General features: G+C 39.9%; 17 protein-coding genes. 3 read left to right on the top strand and 14 right to left on the bottom strand.

The window, feature by feature from the left end; all coding sequences use genetic code 11:
- Positions 1-40: 40 nt before the first annotated feature.
- The 9 genes from RDV63_RS08945 to zwf form a co-directional block, all read right to left on the bottom strand.
- On the bottom strand, positions 41-1,933 hold the full coding sequence (locus RDV63_RS08945) for a DUF885 domain-containing protein (protein ID WP_313909157.1): 1,893 nt from the start codon (positions 1,931-1,933) through the stop codon (positions 41-43).
- A gap of 113 nt (positions 1,934-2,046) precedes the next feature.
- Positions 2,047-3,741: an NAD-dependent malic enzyme gene (locus RDV63_RS08940; protein ID WP_313909156.1), complete on the bottom strand. Its 1,695-nt coding sequence runs from the start codon at positions 3,739-3,741 to the stop codon at positions 2,047-2,049.
- Positions 3,742-3,796: 55 nt separating this feature from the next.
- Complete coding sequence (locus RDV63_RS08935) at positions 3,797-4,642, bottom strand: HDOD domain-containing protein (RefSeq protein WP_313909155.1); 846 nt, start codon at positions 4,640-4,642, stop codon at positions 3,797-3,799.
- Positions 4,643-4,857: 215 nt separating this feature from the next.
- Positions 4,858-5,331 (bottom strand): Dps family protein, encoded by a 474-nt coding sequence (locus tag RDV63_RS08930; RefSeq protein ID WP_313909154.1) that lies wholly within the window; start codon positions 5,329-5,331, stop codon positions 4,858-4,860.
- Between the two features lie 237 nt (positions 5,332-5,568).
- The gene (locus RDV63_RS08925; RefSeq protein ID WP_313909153.1) at positions 5,569-7,155 is read right to left on the bottom strand and encodes an ABC-F family ATPase; all 1,587 of its coding nucleotides are present in this window, start codon (positions 7,153-7,155) and stop codon (positions 5,569-5,571) included.
- 120 nt (positions 7,156-7,275) lie between these two features.
- Positions 7,276-7,923 (bottom strand): bifunctional 4-hydroxy-2-oxoglutarate aldolase/2-dehydro-3-deoxy-phosphogluconate aldolase, encoded by a 648-nt coding sequence (locus tag RDV63_RS08920; protein ID WP_313909152.1) that lies wholly within the window; start codon positions 7,921-7,923, stop codon positions 7,276-7,278.
- Between the two features lie 4 nt (positions 7,924-7,927).
- Positions 7,928-9,745, bottom strand: coding sequence for a phosphogluconate dehydratase (edd, locus tag RDV63_RS08915; RefSeq protein ID WP_313910397.1), 1,818 nt, complete (start codon positions 9,743-9,745; stop codon positions 7,928-7,930).
- A gap of 33 nt (positions 9,746-9,778) precedes the next feature.
- Positions 9,779-10,471: a 6-phosphogluconolactonase gene (gene pgl, locus RDV63_RS08910; RefSeq protein ID WP_313909151.1), complete on the bottom strand. Its 693-nt coding sequence runs from the start codon at positions 10,469-10,471 to the stop codon at positions 9,779-9,781.
- A gap of 2 nt (positions 10,472-10,473) precedes the next feature.
- The gene (gene zwf, locus RDV63_RS08905) at positions 10,474-11,943 is read right to left on the bottom strand and encodes a glucose-6-phosphate dehydrogenase (protein WP_313909150.1); all 1,470 of its coding nucleotides are present in this window, start codon (positions 11,941-11,943) and stop codon (positions 10,474-10,476) included.
- A 184-nt stretch (positions 11,944-12,127) separates the two neighbouring features.
- On the opposite strand from zwf, the gene RDV63_RS08900 reads away from it, so the two are divergent.
- A complete protein-coding gene (locus tag RDV63_RS08900) occupies positions 12,128-12,985 on the top strand; it encodes a MurR/RpiR family transcriptional regulator (RefSeq protein ID WP_313909149.1) in 858 nt (285 codons plus the stop codon).
- 115 nt (positions 12,986-13,100) lie between these two features.
- Entirely contained in the window at positions 13,101-14,537 is a 1,437-nt protein-coding gene (gene pyk, locus RDV63_RS08895) for a pyruvate kinase (RefSeq protein WP_313909148.1), read from the top strand.
- Positions 14,538-14,586: 49 nt separating this feature from the next.
- On the opposite strand, the gene RDV63_RS08890 is transcribed toward pyk, so the two are convergent.
- Positions 14,587-15,558 (bottom strand): DMT family transporter, encoded by a 972-nt coding sequence (locus RDV63_RS08890; RefSeq protein WP_313909147.1) that lies wholly within the window; start codon positions 15,556-15,558, stop codon positions 14,587-14,589.
- A gap of 163 nt (positions 15,559-15,721) precedes the next feature.
- Here RDV63_RS08890 and RDV63_RS08885 point away from each other — a divergent pair, with 163 nt between their 5' ends.
- Entirely contained in the window at positions 15,722-16,711 is a 990-nt protein-coding gene (locus RDV63_RS08885) for an ATP-dependent 6-phosphofructokinase (RefSeq protein ID WP_313909146.1), read from the top strand.
- A 5-nt stretch (positions 16,712-16,716) separates the two neighbouring features.
- On the opposite strand, the gene RDV63_RS08880 is transcribed toward RDV63_RS08885, so the two are convergent.
- The 4 genes from RDV63_RS08880 to RDV63_RS08865 all read right to left on the bottom strand — a co-directional run bounded on the left by RDV63_RS08880 (position 16,717) and on the right by RDV63_RS08865 (position 19,695).
- A complete protein-coding gene (locus tag RDV63_RS08880) occupies positions 16,717-17,535 on the bottom strand; it encodes a LytTR family DNA-binding domain-containing protein (RefSeq protein WP_313909145.1) in 819 nt (272 codons plus the stop codon).
- Positions 17,528-18,631: a sensor histidine kinase gene (locus RDV63_RS08875; protein WP_313909144.1), complete on the bottom strand. Its 1,104-nt coding sequence runs from the start codon at positions 18,629-18,631 to the stop codon at positions 17,528-17,530. Before RDV63_RS08875 ends, RDV63_RS08880 begins: the two co-directional genes overlap by 8 nt.
- A 108-nt stretch (positions 18,632-18,739) precedes the next feature.
- Positions 18,740-19,207, bottom strand: coding sequence for a DUF962 domain-containing protein (locus tag RDV63_RS08870; RefSeq protein ID WP_313909143.1), 468 nt, complete (start codon positions 19,205-19,207; stop codon positions 18,740-18,742).
- 89 nt (positions 19,208-19,296) lie between these two features.
- On the bottom strand, positions 19,297-19,695 hold the full coding sequence (locus tag RDV63_RS08865; protein WP_313909142.1) for an acyl-CoA thioesterase: 399 nt from the start codon (positions 19,693-19,695) through the stop codon (positions 19,297-19,299).
- Positions 19,696-19,707: the final 12 nt, after the last annotated feature.

Raw genomic sequence — 19,707 nt, 5'->3', positions numbered from 1 at the left:
TTAATAAGATAACTGCGCTAAAATGGTATTAATCAGATAGTTAAGCTGCGTTTTTTATACTTGCTATCCAATTATTTACCCGTTTCTCTAATACTTTAAGCGGTAAGGCACCACCACCTAACACTGTGTCATGAAAGGCTTTAATATCAAATTTATCGCCTAGTTCTTTTTCAGCATTAGCCCGCATTTTTAAAATTGCGATCATACCTATTTTATAAGCCGTTGCTTGGCCTGGCCAAACAATATAGCGGCGAACTTCTGATTGTACTGCACCTTCTGCAATAGGCGTTTTTGCTAAAAAGTATTCAACCGCTTCTTGCTCAGTCCAGCCTTTACTATGTAAGCCTGTATCAACTACTAAACGTACTGCGCGCCACATCTCGGTAATTAATCGGCCAAAGTCTGAATATGGATTTTCATAGCCGCCCATCTCTTTTGCTAGCAGCTCAGCATATAAGCCCCAACCCTCACTATAGGCAGTAAATCCAGCTTGAGTACGAAAAGTTGGTACTGTGGTTAACTCTTGGGCTATAGATATTTGCATATGGTGGCCTGGATTACCTTCATGGTAAGCAATGGCTTCCATCTCATTTTTAGGCATAGATTTCATGTCAGACAAATGGGCATAATAAATACTTGGTCTGGCACCATCTGGCGTACCAGGAAAGTAATGCTGTGCTGCTCCTGGTTGTTCACGAAAGGCTTCTACCCGTTTTACAATTAAATCTGCTTTAGGTAGTAAACCAAAGTAATTAGGTAACTGCTTATTTATCTGTGCTAAGTATTGCTCAGTGTCAGAAATATAAGCTTCACGTCCAGCATCAGTATTAGGGTAAGTAAATTGTTGGTCGGTTTTAATAAAGTCAAAGAAGTCTGCTAAGCTGCCTGTAAATCCAACTTTATCTTTTATAGTCAGCATTTCCTTTGTCAGTCTTTCAACTTCGTCTAAGCCAATTTGATGGATCTCATCTGCTGTTAGTGAGGTGGTGGTAGATGATTTAAGTTGATGATTATAGTAAGCAATACCATTTGGCTGTTTGCCCACACCAGTAGCAATAACATCAGTATTGGCTATATCAGCATCTAACCATTGTTTTAACTCAGTATAAGCCGATAAAAAGTGCTGCTGCAAATTAGTTTTCGCATTAAGGCTGAGCTCTTTAGCTTGCTTATCTGTTATTTTATCATTAGTAACTAAGCTACTAATTTTGGTTTGAGCATCAGCCCATAAAGGTGAATCTACAGCACTGGCCTCATCAAAAGGCGCCCCCGTAATTAAGTTATCTATTTGCTCAATTATCGCTTTATAAGCAAACTGCGGTGGCCTAACCCCTAACTCAGCATGTAGTTTTGCTCGTTGCAGTAATTCAGTAATAGCTTGGCTCATTCCGACTAAACGCTGATTGTAAGCCTGCATGTCCTCTAGGCTTTCTACTTTATGAAAGTTAATCATTATTTGCGGCAATAAAGCATGAATACCTTGCATTTGCGTGAAGATATATTGATTTTGTGAAAACTCAGCGGCTTCTTTCTCTAACTCATATTGATATAGCCATACGTCATAAGACGTTTGTGCTTCTAGGGTCAGTTGTTGATAATCAAATTCTGTGGTTAATTCTTTTACTGTACTAGCAAGCCAAGCTAATTGCCGTTCTTCTGCCGCTTGGCTTACATCATCAATTTGGTCATATTTGTCTTTACGACCTAAAAAGGTCATCTGTAGCGGGCTTTGCTGCAGTTTTTGCTCATATTTTGCTTCAAACCACTGATTTAGCCGTGCAGTTTCTGACTGCATTGCAGATTGCGAAGAGACTAGCTCAGTGGCTTGATGCTGCCCAGCAGCATCACCGCTAGTTGTTGGCACAATTTGTGTACTTGGTTCACAAGCTGTAAGTAAACCAGCTGCAGCGAGTGCTATAAGTGTTTTACGCATATTAAAGCTACCTTATTATATTTAGTTAACAAAACCAGACTACGCGGAGTTTGGCTTTTAGTCTAAAATAAATTGTAAGTAGCTTTTACTACATTGCTCTACCTTATAAAACCTTATGCACTTACCCGTTTATAGTGCCTATATTCAGGGTGCCAAAAGTTATCTTCAATCCGCTGCTTTAATAACTCATCTTCTATATCCAAGGCTAAGCCTTGCTGTTGGGCAACTTTGGCCACATTAAAAGCAATTAGCTTACTAAGCTCGGCTAATTCTGTAAAAGGTGGCAATAGCCCTCCCTCACCTGTATTAGCTAAAGGAGATGCGCCAGCTAAAGTTTTACTGGCTGCTCTTAGCATCTCATCACTAATTAATCGCGCTTTAACAGCAATAACACCTAAACCAATACCTGGAAAAATATAACTGTTATTACATTGTGCTATTAAGTATTGCTTGTTGTTGTACATAACAGGCGCAAAAGGACTGCCTGTAGCAATAATCACATCACCATCTGTCCACTCAATAACTTGCTCTGGTGTGGCTTCAACTTGTTTAGATGGGTTGCTTAACGGAAAAACAATAGGCATATCGCAGCCTTTTTTCATCGCTCGGATCACTTGCTCGGTAAATAAACCGGCCTGCCCCGATACGCCAATTAAAATACTAGGCTTGGCACAGTGCATAACATCCAGCAAATTAGGGAAGTCACCACTGAAGTTCCAATCTGCAATATCTTCGCTGCGTTGCACTAATACCTGCTGAAAATCACGTAATTCTGGCGTAGTTTCGGTTAATAAGCCTAAACGGTCAATCATAAACACTTGTTTTCTGGCCTGCGCCTCACTTAAACCTTCAGCTACCATCTGGCTTATTACTTGCTCTGCAATACCACAGCCTGCAGAGCCTGCACCGACAAATGCTACTTTTTGTGCCGATAACTTAACCCCTTTACTACGACAGGCAGCTAGCAAAGTACCCACACTAACTGCTGCAGTACCTTGAATATCATCATTAAAACAACAGACTTTATCACGGTACCTCGTTAATAATGGCATTGCATTAGGTTGGGCAAAGTCTTCAAATTGAATTATTGCTTCAGGCCAACGTCGCTTTACTGCTGTGATAAATAAATCAACAAATTCATTATATTGCTCACCGCGAATACGCTTTTGCCGCAGTCCCATATACATAGGATCATCTAAAAGCTGTTGGTTATCGGTACCCACATCAAGCATTACCGGTAAGGTATAAGCGGGGCTAATACCGCCACAAGCGGTGTATAACGATAATTTACCAATAGAAATACCCATGCCGCCAATACCTTGATCGCCAAGGCCTAGTACTCGCTCACCATCAGTAACTACTATCACTTTAACTTTACGCTTAGTGGCATTACGTAACACATCATCTAGTTGGTGTCTGTCTTCATAACTAACAAATAAACCACGGGCACTGCGGTAAATGTCAGAAAACTGCTCACAAGCATCGCCAACGGTTGGTGTATAAATAATGGGGATCATTTCATCTAAATGACGTTGTAATAATCGATAAAATAAAGTTTCGTTGTTATCTTGAATGGCTCGTAAATATATATGCTTATTTATTGCTTCATCAAAACTTAAATATTGCATATAGGCACGGTCAACTTGCTCTTCTATCGTCTCAAAACGAGGTGGCAATAAGCCTGTTAAGTTAAAAGCTTGTCTCTCTTCTGCACTAAAAGCATTGCCTTTATTTAATAGCGGTGTTTCAAGTAGAGCTGAGCCGGAATAAGCTGTATACAAAGAAGATTGACGTTTAGAAGGGTTCATGAACATTTCCCACAGTAACAGCTAGAAACAACTAGCATTGTTTCTAGCTAAAATTTTAGTAGATAGTGCTAATCCTTGGGTTAAGTACCGATAGCAAAAATAGGCCTTCAGTATTACAAAAATCAATTGCTTTAAGGATATCTAACTGACTTAAGTTAAGTAATTCAAGTACAAAAGGATCAATTAGATGCTTGGTTTGATACAGCTCAGGATGCTGATTGGCTAAAGCTAATTTTACCGCTAAGTAGACAATTAACTGAGACATGTTTTTATGATCAAACTTAACACTATTTTGTAATGCTATAGGCCCAACTATAGTATCGGGTATTTGCCAAAGATTCAGTAATTCAGCACCACATTCGGCGTATGTAAAGCCAAGCTCATCTAATTGTAGCTTCCAAGGCATATGTACTGAGTCATAAGCTTGGCAGCGTAAGGCAAGTTCTGGCGCATTTTGCAAGACAACTAATTCGCCTATATTGTGCAGTAACCCAGCAACATAAAAACGATCTGTTGGTTTATCGCCAACACATTCAGCCAAGTATTTAGCAATTAATGCTGCATTAATACTTTGTTCCCAAAAGCGTTCTAAATCAATTACTGAAGTATCTAGCTTAGAACAAGCAGACCCTATACCAATGCTAAGCACTAAGTTATAAACTTGATTTCTGCCAAGTACTAATAATGCTTTATTTATAGATTCAACTTGAAATGACAAATTGTACAGAGCGCTGTTAGCAAGTTTTAGCAATTTAGCCGTTAACACTGGGTCAAGAGCAATTGCTTCAGCTATATCATCTAAACTAGCAACTTCAGAGTCCATCAATTCCTTAACTCTTAAATAGCCATCAGGCAATGCAAATAAATCAGCTACATTTTGAGCGTATTGCAAGGCTTTCATTAAATGAAGACTCCCTAGTTAGGTTTTACTAACGCTAACTCAAATTATACTACTTAAATTAATTTTACTTGTTTTACCGTTTTTTTATTAGTACTTCTATAGATTTATAACAAATAAAGATAAAGTCGGCTATAAATCCGACTTTATCTTTTACACTCTACACAAATTAACCTAATTTGCTATGTCTTATTGCGTTAATCATTAAGCCTAAATACTTAATTAGTAGTTACCATGCTGCGTAACATCCATGCTGTTTTTTCATGTACTGTCATGCGCTGAGTTAAAATATCTAAGGTAACCTCATCAGAAGCATTACCAGCTATAGGCACGATATTACGGCTAGTTTTTGCAATAGCTTCGTGTCCTTTCACTAAATCTTTAATCATTTCTTCAGCTGTTGGTGTACCTTCAGCTTCTTGTATTGTCGTAATTTTGGCAAATTCTTTATATGAGCCTGGGGCAAACTCACCTAAAGCACGAATACGTTCAGCAATATCGTCTACGGCTACTGCGAGTTCTTGATATTGTCCTTCAAATAAGGTGTGTAACGACTGAAACATTGGCCCAGTAACGTTCCAATGGTAATTATGCGTTTTTAAATAAAGGGTATAACTGTCAGCTAATAATACCGCTAAACCTTCAGCAATTGATTTACGTTGTTCTTGGGTGATACCAATATTAACTTGCATAGATCGCCTCTTTTATTTTGTGGTAATTATTGGAATAAACTAACGTCTAATACGACTTCTATAATAGCGTAAAAATATAAACTAACGAACTAGACATTATCTAACCCCACAGTAGACATGGCGATGTTTTGCACTAAAACAACCCCTCTAGCTAAAAGTAACTAGTAAATAATAAACTAACTAGAGGGAAATCTAGCCAGTAGACTATAACTGGCTAGTAGATGGCAAACTTCACACTTAAGCTTGTGCAGCAAGGTACTCTTCGTAAGTACCGACAAAGTTACGAACATCTTTATCGGTAATTTCAATAATACGGCTAGCTAAAGATGAAACAAACTCACGGTCATGGCTGACAAATAATAAGGTGCCTTTATAATGCTCTAATGCTAAGTTTAATGACTCAATAGACTCCATATCTAAGTGGTTTGTTGGCTCATCCATTACTAAAATATTTGGCTTTAAAAGCATTAGTTTACCAAATAGCATTCGCCCTTTTTCACCACCAGATAGCACACTAGTTGATTTTTTAATATCATCTTGTGAGAAAAGCAGCCGGCCTAAAATCCCCCTAACAGCTTGTTCATCATCAGTTGGGCTTTTCCATTGGCTCATCCAATCAAACAAGGTCATATTATCTTTAAACTCATACTCATGGTCTTGAGCGTAATAACCTACTTTAGCATTTTCAGACCATTTAACCGTGCCTGACTCTGGACTTAATTCACCCATTAAACATTTAAGTAAAGTCGTTTTACCAATACCGTTAGTACCTAAAATAGCCACCTTTTCACCCACTTCAATGGTAAGGTTTAGGTTTTTAAATAGCTGAAGTTCACCAAAGCTTTTATTTAAGCCTTCAACTTCAAGTGCTAAACGGTATAACTGTTTTTGTTGTTCAAAACGAATAAAGGGATTAACCCGACTAGAGGCTTTTACTTCCTCTAGTTGTATTTTATCTATTTGCCTAGCTCGAGAGGTAGCTTGTTTTGCTTTTGAAGCATTGGCCGAGAAACGGCTAACAAAGGTTTGTAATTCTGCTATTTGCGATTTTTTCTTGGCATTATCAGCCAATAAACGCTCACGAGCTTGAGTTGCAGCAAACATATACTCATCATAATTACCGGGATATAAGCGTAATTCACCATAATCTAAGTCAGCCATGTGGGTACAAACACTGTTTAAAAAGTGCCTATCATGCGAAATAATTACCATGGTACTGTTGCGTTCAGTTAATACTGTTTCTAACCAACGGATAGTATTAATATCCAAGTTGTTAGTTGGCTCGTCCAATAGCATGACTTCTGGCTCAGCAAATAGCACTTGAGCAAGTAATACGCGTAACTTAAAACCTGGCGCTATAGATGACATTAAGTCAAAGTGTTGCTCTACCGGAATGCCCACACCTATTAGTAACTCACCGGCGCGAGACTCTGCCGTATAACCATCCATCTCACCAAAAGCGACTTCTAAATCAGCCACTTTCATGCCATCTTCTTCGCTCATTTCGGCAATACTATAAATTCGATCACGCTCTTGCTTTACCGCCCAAAGCTCTGCATGGCCCATAATCACTGTATCAATAACAGAGTATTGCTCAAAGGCAAACTGATCTTGATGCAACTTTGCAACCCTATGGTTAGGCTCAACAAAAACGTTGCCGCTGCTAGGCTCCAACTCGCGACTTAGAATTTTCATGAAGGTGGATTTACCACAGCCATTAGCGCCAATTAAACCGTAGCGGTTACCTTCACCAAATTTAATCGAAATATTTTCAAATAACGGCTTAGCGCCAAATTGCATGGTAATGTTAGAAGTTGAGATCACGGTGTGTTCCAGAACAGGTTAAGCTAAATACAGCCAAATACAAAAAGTGCGCCACTATACGCGCTTTACCGACTAATTTCAAAGCATAGCCAGTTTTAAATCTAACACTCTAGTTAGTGTTTAGTTATTGTTCAACTTAGACGCTTCTAGGCATAACTCGGTTATGCGTAACCAATTTTTATGCTGTAGCGCCTCGTCAGGTATCAGCCAAGAGCCCCCTACACAGTCAACATTAGGAAGGGCTAAGTAGTCGGTTACATTGCTAACATTAATGCCACCGGTAGGGCAAAAGCGAATATCAGCAAAAGGGCCATAAAAAGCCTTTAAAGCTTTAATACCACCTGCGGCTTCTGCTGGAAAAAATTTAAAATGACTATAACCAACAGCAATAGCCTGCATTAATTCTGACACACTAGCAATCCCCGGAATTAATGGGATCTTAGCCATTTTACCTGCTTGCAATAACTCAGAGGTAAAACCTGGGCTAATGGCAAATTTAGCGCCAGCAGCAATAGATTGTTGTAATTGCTGGGCTGTTGTTACTGTACCAGCACCGACAATAGCTGCAGGTACTTGTTGGCTTATCAAGCGAATAGCGTCTAAAGCTACAGGTGTGCGCAGTGTGACCTCTAACACCTTAATGCCACCTGCCACTATGGCTTTAGCCAAAGGCACTGCATCGTCTAAGTTATTGATAACCATAACGGGGATCACAGCACTTTGCTGAAATAAAGTAGCAGGCTGTAAAGCCCAGTGTGAAAAAGCCATAGTGCTACTCCTTAAATAAACTACAAGCGCCCTGCTCTGCACCCGTTAATTGGCTACGCAGCGCACCAAAGAATTCACGTCCCATACCAAAGCTGTCAGTCGTGGTTAGCTCTATACTCGCCGCTGTTCTTAATGCTAGCTCTGCTTCGCTAACAAATAACTGTAATACACCTTGTTCTGCATCTACTAAAACCAGATCGCCCGTTTGTATTTTAGCCAGATTACCGCCATCTAAAGCTTCAGGGGTAACATGAATAGCCGCTGGCACTTTACCTGAAGCACCAGACATACGGCCATCTGTCACCAAGGCAACTTTATAGCCCCGGTCTTGTAAAACACCTAAGGGTGGCGTTAACTTGTGTAACTCGGGCATGCCACAAGCTTTAGGGCCTTGAAACCGCACTACTATAATACAATCTTTATTTAAATCACCTGCTTGAAAAGCAGCATCTAATTGATGCTGACTGGAAAACACTACTGCTGGTGCTTTAATAACGGCGGTGCCCTCACGTAAAGCCGAAGTTTTTATGACCGCTCGGCCCAAGTTTCCTGATAGTACCTCTAAACCACCATGGCGACTAAATGGCTTAGTAGCCGTACTTAACACCGTTAAATCTTGCGACACACTTGGGCTATCTTGCCAGACTAAGTTACCGTCAACTAAAGTTGGCGTTTGGGTATAACGGCTTAAACCTGGGCCGGCAATAGTTTGCACATCGTTATGCAAAAGCCCTGCATTAAGTAGCTCTTTAATTAGCACTGCCATGCCACCCGCTTGTTGAAAGTGGTTAATATCAGCATGACCATTAGGATAAATACGGGTTAATAGTGGCGTTGCTGCAGATAACTGGGCAAAGTCATCCCAATTTACGATATAACCGGCAGCGCGAGCCACGGCGATTAAATGCATAGTGTGGTTAGTGGAGCCACCAGTAGCTAATAAACCAACAATGCCATTAACAATGGCTTTAGCATCTATTATCTGGCTAATGGGTAAGTAGTTATCACCTAAGTCAGTTAAGCGTGTCACTTGTCTTGCTGCTGCGGCTGTTAATGCATCACGCAATTCTGTACCCGGATTAACAAATGAAGCACCAGGCAAGTGCAACCCCATAATCTCAATAACTAACTGATTAGAATTAGCCGTACCATAAAAAGTACAAGTGCCTGCAGCATGATAAGAAGCCGCTTCTGCTGCTAATAATTGCTCTTTAGTTACCTTACCCTCAGCAAATTGCTGACGAATTCGGGCTTTTTCTTTATTGGGAATACCCGATGGCATAGGCCCAGCGGGAATAAACACAAAAGGTAAATGGCCAAAACTCAGGGCGGCTAATAACAAGCCTGGAACAATCTTATCGCAAATTCCCAGCATAACGCCGCCATCAAACATATTATGCGCCAAGCCAATAGCAGCCGACATGGCAATAATATCACGGCTTAATAAGCTGAGCTCCATTCCCGGCTGGCCTTGGGTTACACCATCACACATAGCGGGCACACCAGAGGCAAATTGCGCCACACTGCCAACTTCATTAACCGCAGCTTTAATCCGTTTAGGGTAGTCTTCATAAGGCTGATGTGCAGACAGCATATCGTTATAAGCCGACACTATAGCAATATTAGCTTTGGTTAAACTACGTAAACTGGCTTTATCTTGCTGGTTACAAGCAGCAAAACCATGAGCTAAATTGCCGCAACTAAGTACGCCACGATGTGGCCCTTGCTCACGTGCCAAAGCCATACGCTGTAAGTAATTAGAGCGGCTCGTTTCACTGCGTTGTATAATATTGTCAGTTACCTGTTGTATAACCGGATGAATCACTTGCTCAAAGTTTGGCTGCATAGCATCCCTTTATTGTTCAGCGTACATAACCGAAACGGTTAGTTCTGAATGCTGTAAAAAAGCTCGAATAGGCATAGCTAGCACATCATTGTCTGCCATGGCTTGATCTAATACTGTTTTTTTAGCCGCCCCAACTAAATGAAGAAACATATGTCGAGTATTCTCCAGCCTAGACTTAGATAAAGTTATCCGCTCATAAGGTGCTGTAGTTGGTTTTATAGCCAAAACTGCAGGTGCATCTGAGGCTAAGCTTTCCGCTATTTGTTCACTGCATGGAAATAAAGAAGCAGTATGACCATCTTCACCCATACCTAAAATAACCGCATCAAAAGTAGGTAAGCCAGCAATTCGTGGCAATACTTCAATTACACCACTAAAAGCAGAAGCACTATTAGCATATAAGCTAATAAATTTAGCTTTAGCTGCGCGATTTTGTAATAAAGAAGCTTTAACTAAACGCTCATTACTATCGGCTTGATCTGCTGCCAACCATCTATCATCAGCCAAAGTAATAGTTACCTTATCCCAAGCTAAATCAGCATGACTTAACTGTTGAAATAAAGCCTGAGGCGTACGCCCGCCAGAGACTACAAGTGTTGCACTGCCCCGCAGGCTAATAGCTTGCTGTAAAATAGTGACTAACTCAGCAGCAAATTGCTTATTTAAAGCCTCGCTATTAGCAAACTGATTAAGTTGCATCATAATTATTCCTCCCAATTCCTATTATCTCGCGCCATCATAGATATGGCCGCTACGGGTCCCCAACTACCTGCAGGATAGCTTTTAGGTGGTTCGTTACTTATATGCCAAGCACTTATAATACTATCGACCCACTTCCAAGCATGCTCAACCTCGTCACGTCGGACAAATAAATATTGATTACCTAACATAGCCTCTAACAACAAGCGTTCGTAGGCATCGGCTATCCGTTGAGACTTAAAGGTTTCATCAAAACTTAAATCCAGCTTGGTTTCTTGCAAACGCATGGTTTCGCCTAAGCCTGGAATTTTATTTAACACTTGGATCTCTACACCTTCATCAGGTTGTAAACGAATAATAAGCTTATTAGACGGTAAGTTTTTATAAGTAGCATGAAAAATATTATGCGGTTGCGGCTTAAAGCAAATAACCACTTCGCTTAACTTACTAGCCATACGCTTACCTGTACGTAAATAAAATGGCACACCGGCCCAGCGCCAGTTATCAATATCTACTTTAAGGGCAATAAAGGTTTCGGTTCGGCTATTGGCTTTAGCACCTTCTTCTTCTAAATAACCAGGTACTGACTTACCAGCAACAAAACCATTAGCATATTGGCCGCGAACGGTTTTCTCTTGAATATTATTAATATCTATAGTGCGCAGGGCTTTTAATACTTTTAACTTTTCATCCCTAATACTATCAGCATCTAATCTTGCGGGCGGCTCCATGGCAATAAGGCTAAGTACTTGCAATAAATGATTTTGCACCATATCTCGCATTTGTCCGGCGTCATCATAATAACTCCAACGACCTTCTACCCCCACCTCTTCGGCTACGGTAATTTGCACATGATCAATAGAGTTATGATCCCAGTTACCTGCAAAAATAGCATTAGCAAAACGCAAGGCTAATAAATTAAGTACGGTTTCTTTACCTAGGTAGTGATCTATACGGTAAATTTGCGCTTCGGTAAAAAACTCTGCTACTTGGTCATTAATAATATTGGATGAAGCTAAATCATGGCCTATTGGTTTTTCTAGTACTACCCGCGTAGGCATAGCAGCTAGACCTGCTTTAGCTAAACCTTTAGAAATATTACCAAATAAAGCTGGAGGCGTTGCAAAATAACAAACAGGCACCCGCTTAGTGCTATCAACAATACTAGCAAGTGCCTGAAAATCCTCTAACTGAGACAAATCAATTTTTACATAGATTAATTTAGCTTGTAAGCGCTGCCAAACTTGATTTTCTATAGGCTGCTTTAAAAAACGCTTTAAACTCTCTAGCACTAGCTCGGTATAAGCTGTAGTTGAAAGTTCATCCCTTGCTACACCGATAACACGAGATTGCGGACACAATAAATCTGCCTTTTCTAATTGATATAACGCAGGTAACAGCTTGCGGCGAGCCAAGTCACCTTTAGTGCCAAATAAAATAAGATCAGATGCTGAATTTTGAGCTGTTGCTGCCATAACGCTCCCTTACAATGTAACTATATAACATTAAAACTGCTTAAATTGCGCTTACATCTAGCCAGTGATGGCGAAAATGTAGCTTAATTACCAAATAGCTGTAGTTTTTTGACTATTTAACCTAAAAAAAGTAGTTTAGTGTCTATATTGATTCTATCTCGGCATAACCTTCAGGAAATTAGCCATGAATGTGTTAGAAAAAATCATCACTAACAATAATAACTTCAGTAAGTCAGAGCGTAAGGTTGCCGATGTCATCTTAGCTAACCCACAAGCTGCTATCCACAGTAGTATAGCCACCTTAGCTAAAATAGCTGATGTTAGCGAACCTACGGTTAATCGGTTTTGTCGCAGACTTGATACTAAAGGCTTTCCTGATTTTAAGCTACATTTAGCCCAAAGTTTGGCTAATGGTACGCCTTATGTCACTAGACATGTTGAAGAAACTGACGGCCCAGAAGCTTATACAGCTAAAATATTCGAATCTACCATGGCGGCATTAAATACAGCTAAACAAAGTATTGATATTAATAGCATTAATCGGGCGGTCGATGTGTTAACCCAAGCCAACCAAATATCATTTTTTGGCTTAGGTGCCTCAGCAGCAGTGGCCCATGATGCCCATAATAAGTTTTTTAGATTTAATGTACCTGTTGTTTGCTTTGACGATATTGTGATGCAACGCATGAGTACTATAAATAGCAGTGAAGGTGATGTGGTTGTTTGTATTAGCCATACCGGACGCACTAAAAGCCTGTGTGACATTGCCAATATTGCCAGAGCCAATGACGCTACTGTTATTGGTATTACTTCAGCAGCTAGCCCTTTAGCAAAAGAATGTAACTTAGTGCTATCGCTAGATGTACCAGAAGATACCGACTTATATATGCCCATGGCATCCAGAATAGCCCAATTAGTCTTGATTGATATTTTAGCAACAGGTTTCACTTTAAGACGCGGTAGCAAATTTAGAGAAAACTTAAAAAAAGTTAAAGACAGTTTACGCAGCTCTCGCTTTGAAAAAGAAAACCACTATCCCTAACCTAGATAACCTAAGCGGTAGCTTTATAGCTTTGCTTTACGTTATAATGTAATAAAATTACAACATTTTAGAGCTATTCTAAATACTGTGTTTTCGCCATAATCAGGAGTTATTCATGCACAGAAGAACCAAAATTGTTGCCACGCTCGGTCCTGCTACTAATACTCTTGCTTCCATTGAGAAGCTAATCAAGGCTGGAGCATCAGTATTTCGACTTAACTTCTCTCATGGCAATGCTGAGGATCACAAAGCTAGAGCGGCTATGGTGCGCCAAGCTGCTGCTAACTTACAAGTTCACGTTGCTATATTAGGTGACTTACAAGGCCCTAAAATTCGGGTATCAACCTTTAAAGATGGCGCTATTACTTTAGAAGAAGGCCAAGCTTTCACCTTAGATGCTAAATTAGGCAAAGGCGAAGGCAACCAACATCAAGTAGGTATAGATTATAAAAGGCTACCACAAGATGTGTCAGCAGGTGATTTATTATTATTAGATGACGGTAGAATTCAGTTGCAAGTTGACAGCGTTGATGGCGACAAAGTGCTTACTACGGTTACGGTAGCAGGCGTATTAAGCAACAATAAAGGCATTAACAGACAAGGTGGCGGTTTAACTGCACCGGCATTAACCGAAAAAGATGAGCAAGATATTGTTACTGCAGCTGAAATTAAAGTCGATTTTTTAGCCGTGTCTTTCCCTCGCAGTGGCGACGATATGCGCTTAGCACGCACTTTAGCGCAAAAGGCCGGCTCTAATGCCCGCTTAATGGCTAAAATTGAACGCGCAGAGGCTGTAGCCGATGATGAAACCTTAGATGATATCATTAGAGCTTCAGATGCCGTTATGGTAGCACGAGGTGATTTAGGCGTAGAAATAGGCGACGCTGAATTAGTGGGGCAGCAAAAAAGGATTATTGCTCGCTCTAGGCAGTTAAATCGTGTGGTTGTTACTGCTACTCAAATGATGGAAAGCATGATTGAAAGCCCTATGCCTACTCGCGCAGAAGTGATGGACGTAGCTAATGCGGTATTAGATGGCACCGATGCCGTTATGCTATCTGCTGAAACCGCGGCTGGTAAATACCCTACAGAAACAGTTCGGGCTATGGCTAGGGTTTGTGAAGGCGCTGAAAAACACCCAAGCGTACAAATCTCAAAACATCGAATGGACTCAGAATTTACAGAAGTCAGTGAAACCATAGCTTTGTCAGCCATGTATGCGGCAAACCATCTCAGCGGCATTAAAGCTATTATTGCCCTAACCGAATCTGGCTATACCGCTAAACTAATGTCTCGTATTACCTCACCCCAACCTATTTATGCTTTATCACGTCATGATAAAGCCTTAAATCAAATGGCTTTATATCGCGGTGTTTATCCTGCTTTCTTCGATAGCACTACTGTTGGCGCTGAGTCTTTAGCTGATGCTGCTATAGAAACAATCAAACACAAAGCAAATTTACAAAGCGGTGATTTAGTTATTATTACCCATGGCGATGTAATGGAAACTGTCGGTGCCTCTAACACTTGTCGAATTGTACAAGTTAAATAAATATATTCAGCTAATCAAGAAAATAGCGGCTTGGCCGCTATTTTTTTGTTTAAAATACGTCACGTTGCAACTTTCTAACCCGTCTTGCAGCACGGTACTCGACAAATTGCGGCGCTAATGCTGTTAAGGTTGAGCCTATTACCACTAATATAGCCCCTAACCATGACCATAAATTTAACTGCTCTGGCTGAATAAAGTCTGGCCACAATATGGCCAAAAGATTAGCCGCTAGTATTGTTATTAAAGGCGTTATAGCTAATACCGCACTCACCTTAGAGGCTTGCCAATGGTGTAATGCTTCAGCAAAAGCGCCATAAGCTACAACAGTATTTAAGCAGCAAAATATCAGTAGCAACCAGTGCAATAAGCTCATCGTTTGTAAAGGGGCAAAGTCTGAAGCAGGAAAAAAGCAGATACTGCCAGCAAAATATAAAATATACATAATTTGCTTAGAGCTAAAATGAACCAATAATTGCTTTTGCGCCAAGGCATAAGCCGCCCAAGTAATAGCCGCAGCAATAACAAGCAACACCCCTATAGTTTCACCATTAACTTGGCTTAACATGCCTAGTAAGCGTTGATTAAAAAATAGCAGTAAGCCAAACACTAAAACAAAGGCCCCTACTTTTTGCCAAATTAACAGTCGTTCTTTAAATATATAGACGCCGCCTATCATCATTAAAAAAGGCGCTAATTGAATAACAGTTTGTCCGGTTTCAGCACTTAAATAGGCCAGTCCGGTTAAATATAGAATATAGTTAGCTAACAAGCCCAAAATGGCTACTAACATTAATACTGAAATTTTAACCTGTTTAAACAGCGCTAATGAAGGTAGTTTCCCCCGAGCCGCCAACCATAAGCCAACAATAATAGCGGCCACCATAAAACGAACAAAAGTAATAGTATTAGCACTAAGCGCATCTAATAAAACTTTTAATACAATGGGTAAAACACCCCATAAAATGGCCGTAGTTAGTGCTAATATAAAACCAACTAAGCTTTTGCCGGTAATTTGATGCATGATGGTATCCAAAAGTGGCTAACTGCAGCAGCGCAGTTAATTAGCGGGAGTAAGTGACTATTGTCGCTTAATATCGGCTAAGTTGTCTGTAGAAAATTAATAAGATGCGATTAATATATAGCTGGTATGCGATTAAATTATACTAGGTTCCAAAGGAGTTTGCATGATTAAACGTATTGGTGTTTTAACTTCAGGTGGTGATGCCCCTGGCATGAATGCTTGTATAAGGGCCGTCGTATTAACGGCTTCTGCTTATAATCTTGATGTGGTTGGATTTCATCATGGTTTTAATGGTTTATTAGTAGAAGACTATCAAACTTTACTGCCTCAGCATGTCCAACATATTATTCAGCATGGCGGTACTATTTTAAAAAGCGCACGTTGCAAAGAATTGCACACAGAGCAAGGTGCTAAACAAGCTGCTGCTATATTGCATAAACTTCAATTAGACGCCTTATTAGTAATAGGTGGTGATGGCAGTTTTCGCGGAGCATTAGCTATAGCGCCCCATTATCATGGCCAAGTTTTGGGTATTCCAGGCACTATAGATAATGATATAGATGGCACCGATTTTAGTATAGGTTTTGCTACTGCCATAGATACCGCCTTAGATGCTATTGATAAAATTCGTGATACCGCAGATGCCTTTGAACGTATTTTTTTAGTAGAACTTATGGGCCGTCATTCTGGTTATATCACTCTATCGGCCGGAATTGCTGCAGGGGCGGAACAAATAATATGCCCTGAGTTTGGGCCAGTTAAAAAGGGTGAGTTAGCTAGCATCCTAGGCCCTATTCAGCATGCTCAGTTATTGCGGGGTAAAACTAGCTATATTATTGTCGTAGCTGAAAACAGCTATCCTGGCGGCACTACTGCTTTAGCTGAAGATTTATCTGCTGAGCTAGGCACAGAGTGTCGAGCTTGTATTCTTGGCCATATCCAGCGTGGCGGTAAGCCCGTTGGTGCTGATCGTATCTTAGCCACTAAGCTGGGCGCTTATGCAGTAGAACAACTTAAAAAAGGTGCGCATTTAAAGATGGTTGGTGAAATAAACCAACAAGCGGCTTTATACCCTTTAGTTAAATCTAATGATAAGAAAAAACAAATCGATCCTTACTTAGTGCGCTGGCAACAAAAAATTGCCAGCGATTAAGCAACTTATTGATTAAAAACTTGTTTAACCCGATCTTTATAACTGCGGCTTACTTTAATCGCTTGGCCATTTGTTAACATTAATTGGTGTTCGCCATTAGCCAACATTTGTAATTTGGCAATATTACTTACATTAACAATGGCTGAGCGATGCACCCGCACAAAAAGCCGCGGATCTAACTCTTGCTCTAACTCTTTCATAGTACGACGTAGAATATGGGTTTGACCATCTTCAGTGTGAATACACATATAATCACCCGCTGCATCTACCCACTCAATGGCCGTAATAGGGACTCGAGTAATTTCACCACTATCTTTAATACTAATAGTATCTGGATAACGGTCATTAACTAAAGGTTCAGCATTATCTAAGCGATTTAAGATATTATCTGTCTCGTCACCGGTTAATTTAGCTACCGCTTCTGCTAACTGACCTTTATGCTTTTTTATATCTTGAGCTTGATGTAGCTTGATTACTTTTTCAACAGTTTGCCTTAACCGCTCAGGCTCTACCGGTTTTAAAACATAATCTAAGGCATTAACTTCAAAGGCATTATAAGCATAGTGATCATATGCAGTTACAAAGACTATATAAGGTAAGTCTACATTGGCACTTTGTAAGTGTTTTAATACAGCAAAACCGTCTAAGCCGGGCATTTCAACATCAAGAAAAACTAAATCTGGCTCTAACTCACTAATGCAACTTATTGCTTGCTCGCCATTGCTACACTCTGCAATAACCTCTAATTGAGGGTATTCTGCAAGTCTAACTAACATTCCCTTTCGAGCTAAAGGCTCATCATCAACTACTATTACCTTAAGCATATTTTTGTTCCGTTTCTTCTAGTTGTAATGGAATTCTAATATTCACTTTTAAACCTGTTGGCTGATTATGGGTTAATACTAATGCAAAATCGTTATCATACAAAGCAGCCAAGCGCTCTTTAGTATTTACTAAGCCCACACCACTCTCTGAATGTGCTGGCGCCTTATTGGCATTGATCGGCAAACCATTAACTAAAGTGACACCAGGGCCATTATCGGCAACTTCTAAAAGTAAATCATGACCAAACTTTTTCGCTGTTATGGTAATTTCGCCACCGTTTACTTGGCTTGCAACAGCGTATTTAATCGCGTTCTCTATTAATGGCTGTAATATCAAACTTGGCACTCTTGCTTGCTCTGTACCTGGCTCTATATCGAACACTATAGACAAACGCTCAGAGAACCTAACTTTTTCAATTTCTAAATATAAACGTGCTGCGTAAATCTCTTGCTCTAACGCGACTTTATTTATTGGATCTTTGTACAACGAATAACGTAAAAAGTCACTAAGTCTTGCTAGCATTTTATTAGCAGTGTCAGACTCATTAATTAATACTAAAGTAGAAATAGCATTTAAGGTATTAAATAAAAAGTGCGGATTTAACTGATAGCGCAGCATTTTCAGTTGTGCTTCATGGGCTTTATTAGTGGCAGTTAAAGACTTTTGTTTTTCTAGTTGCAGTGTTTGATAATATTTAATACCAAAATATAAGCCACACCAACTCAGCATGACATAAAAAGCTACAGGCGTATCACGAATATACTTTAACCAATCACCTGCCCTGGCACCATGGCGATAAATCTCCCAATAGTTAAAATTGCGCACGGCAGTCCAAATTGCAGCGGCAACTAAAGCCAGTAACAAAACGGTTAACACCATTTTCCAAGGTGGCCAAAACCATATGCGCTGAAATGCATAACGCAATGGAATAGTAATTAGCCAACCTATGTAGGCATCTAAGCCAATCACTATTAGATAAGCATCTCGCGTTTCTTGAACTAAAGAGCCTAAATAATTAACAATAGCAAACCCAAGCCAACCTAAAGTATGCAGCAGCCAAAACTGGCGGGTACGATCTTCAAAAAATTTAGACAAAGCAGTTATCCGCAGACAAATTGATGACACCAATTCTGAATTATAACGAAAGCGTACCCAAACAACCTAGTGACTGAGCCTATTTCAACCTGTATTAATCGCATAGTGTTAATAACGAATGTTTAAACCACGATAAATAAAGCCTAACAGCCAAGCAGGACCAATTAACAAAAACTGTAGATCCTGAAAAAAAGAAGGCTTTTTACCCTCTACTTTATGGCCAATAAACTGTAATACCCACATTACAACAAATAATAGTAATGATATTAACCAGATATCTGTTGACACGTTTTGATCAAGCCAACGAATTAATATAACGCCTAAGGTGGTAAATAAGGTCATTCCTAAGCCAATAGAAAAAGATAAATTAAAATAAAACATTAAAACAGGCACTGCCACTATTAATGACCAAGTAATCTCTTGCTGGGCAAATAAACTAAATGGCATAGGTATTTGCCACAGCATACCTAATACCGTTAAGTAGATTATAGGCACAGCTAACCAGTGAATAGCTTTGTTAAAGCTATTTTTATGGCTTTGGCTATATTCATCAAACCATTGTTGTGCAGTTTTCATCTCGTCACCTCTTAATTACATTTTATTAGCTACATAGCTGCCCTAGCCTTAGCTATAACAACGCAATGCAATACGAAACAGCCCGCTAACTAAGGTAATACTGGTGTAGGTTTTCGATCTGGCCCTAAGGCTACAAAAGTGAAATTACCTGATATGGCTAGATGTTGGTTATCGTCGTACATATTCTCAACAAAGATATCAACCCGAACCCGAATACTGGTTCGGCCAACATGATCTACCTTGGCCACTATTTCTACAATACTACCGGCTGGAATTGCTTCTTTAAAATCAACACGATCCGAGTTAATGGTTACCAAAGGTTTACGGCAAAATCGAGTAGCAGCTATAAAAGCGGCTTCATCCATCCAAGCTAATGCCTCACCACCAAATAAAGTATTATGATGATTAGTACGGCCAGGAAACACAGTACGGGTAACCCGAGTGATAGCATGTTCCATCCGTTTAGCAATTAGCGCTTCATTTCTCATTAATATCTCCAA

It is taken from the genome of Rheinheimera sp. MMS21-TC3 (assembly GCF_032229285.1).
GTDB lineage: Bacteria > Pseudomonadota > Gammaproteobacteria > Enterobacterales > Alteromonadaceae > Alishewanella.
Note: the sequence above shows the minus strand (reverse complement) of the source record. Positions and strands in the feature narration are given on the sequence as shown.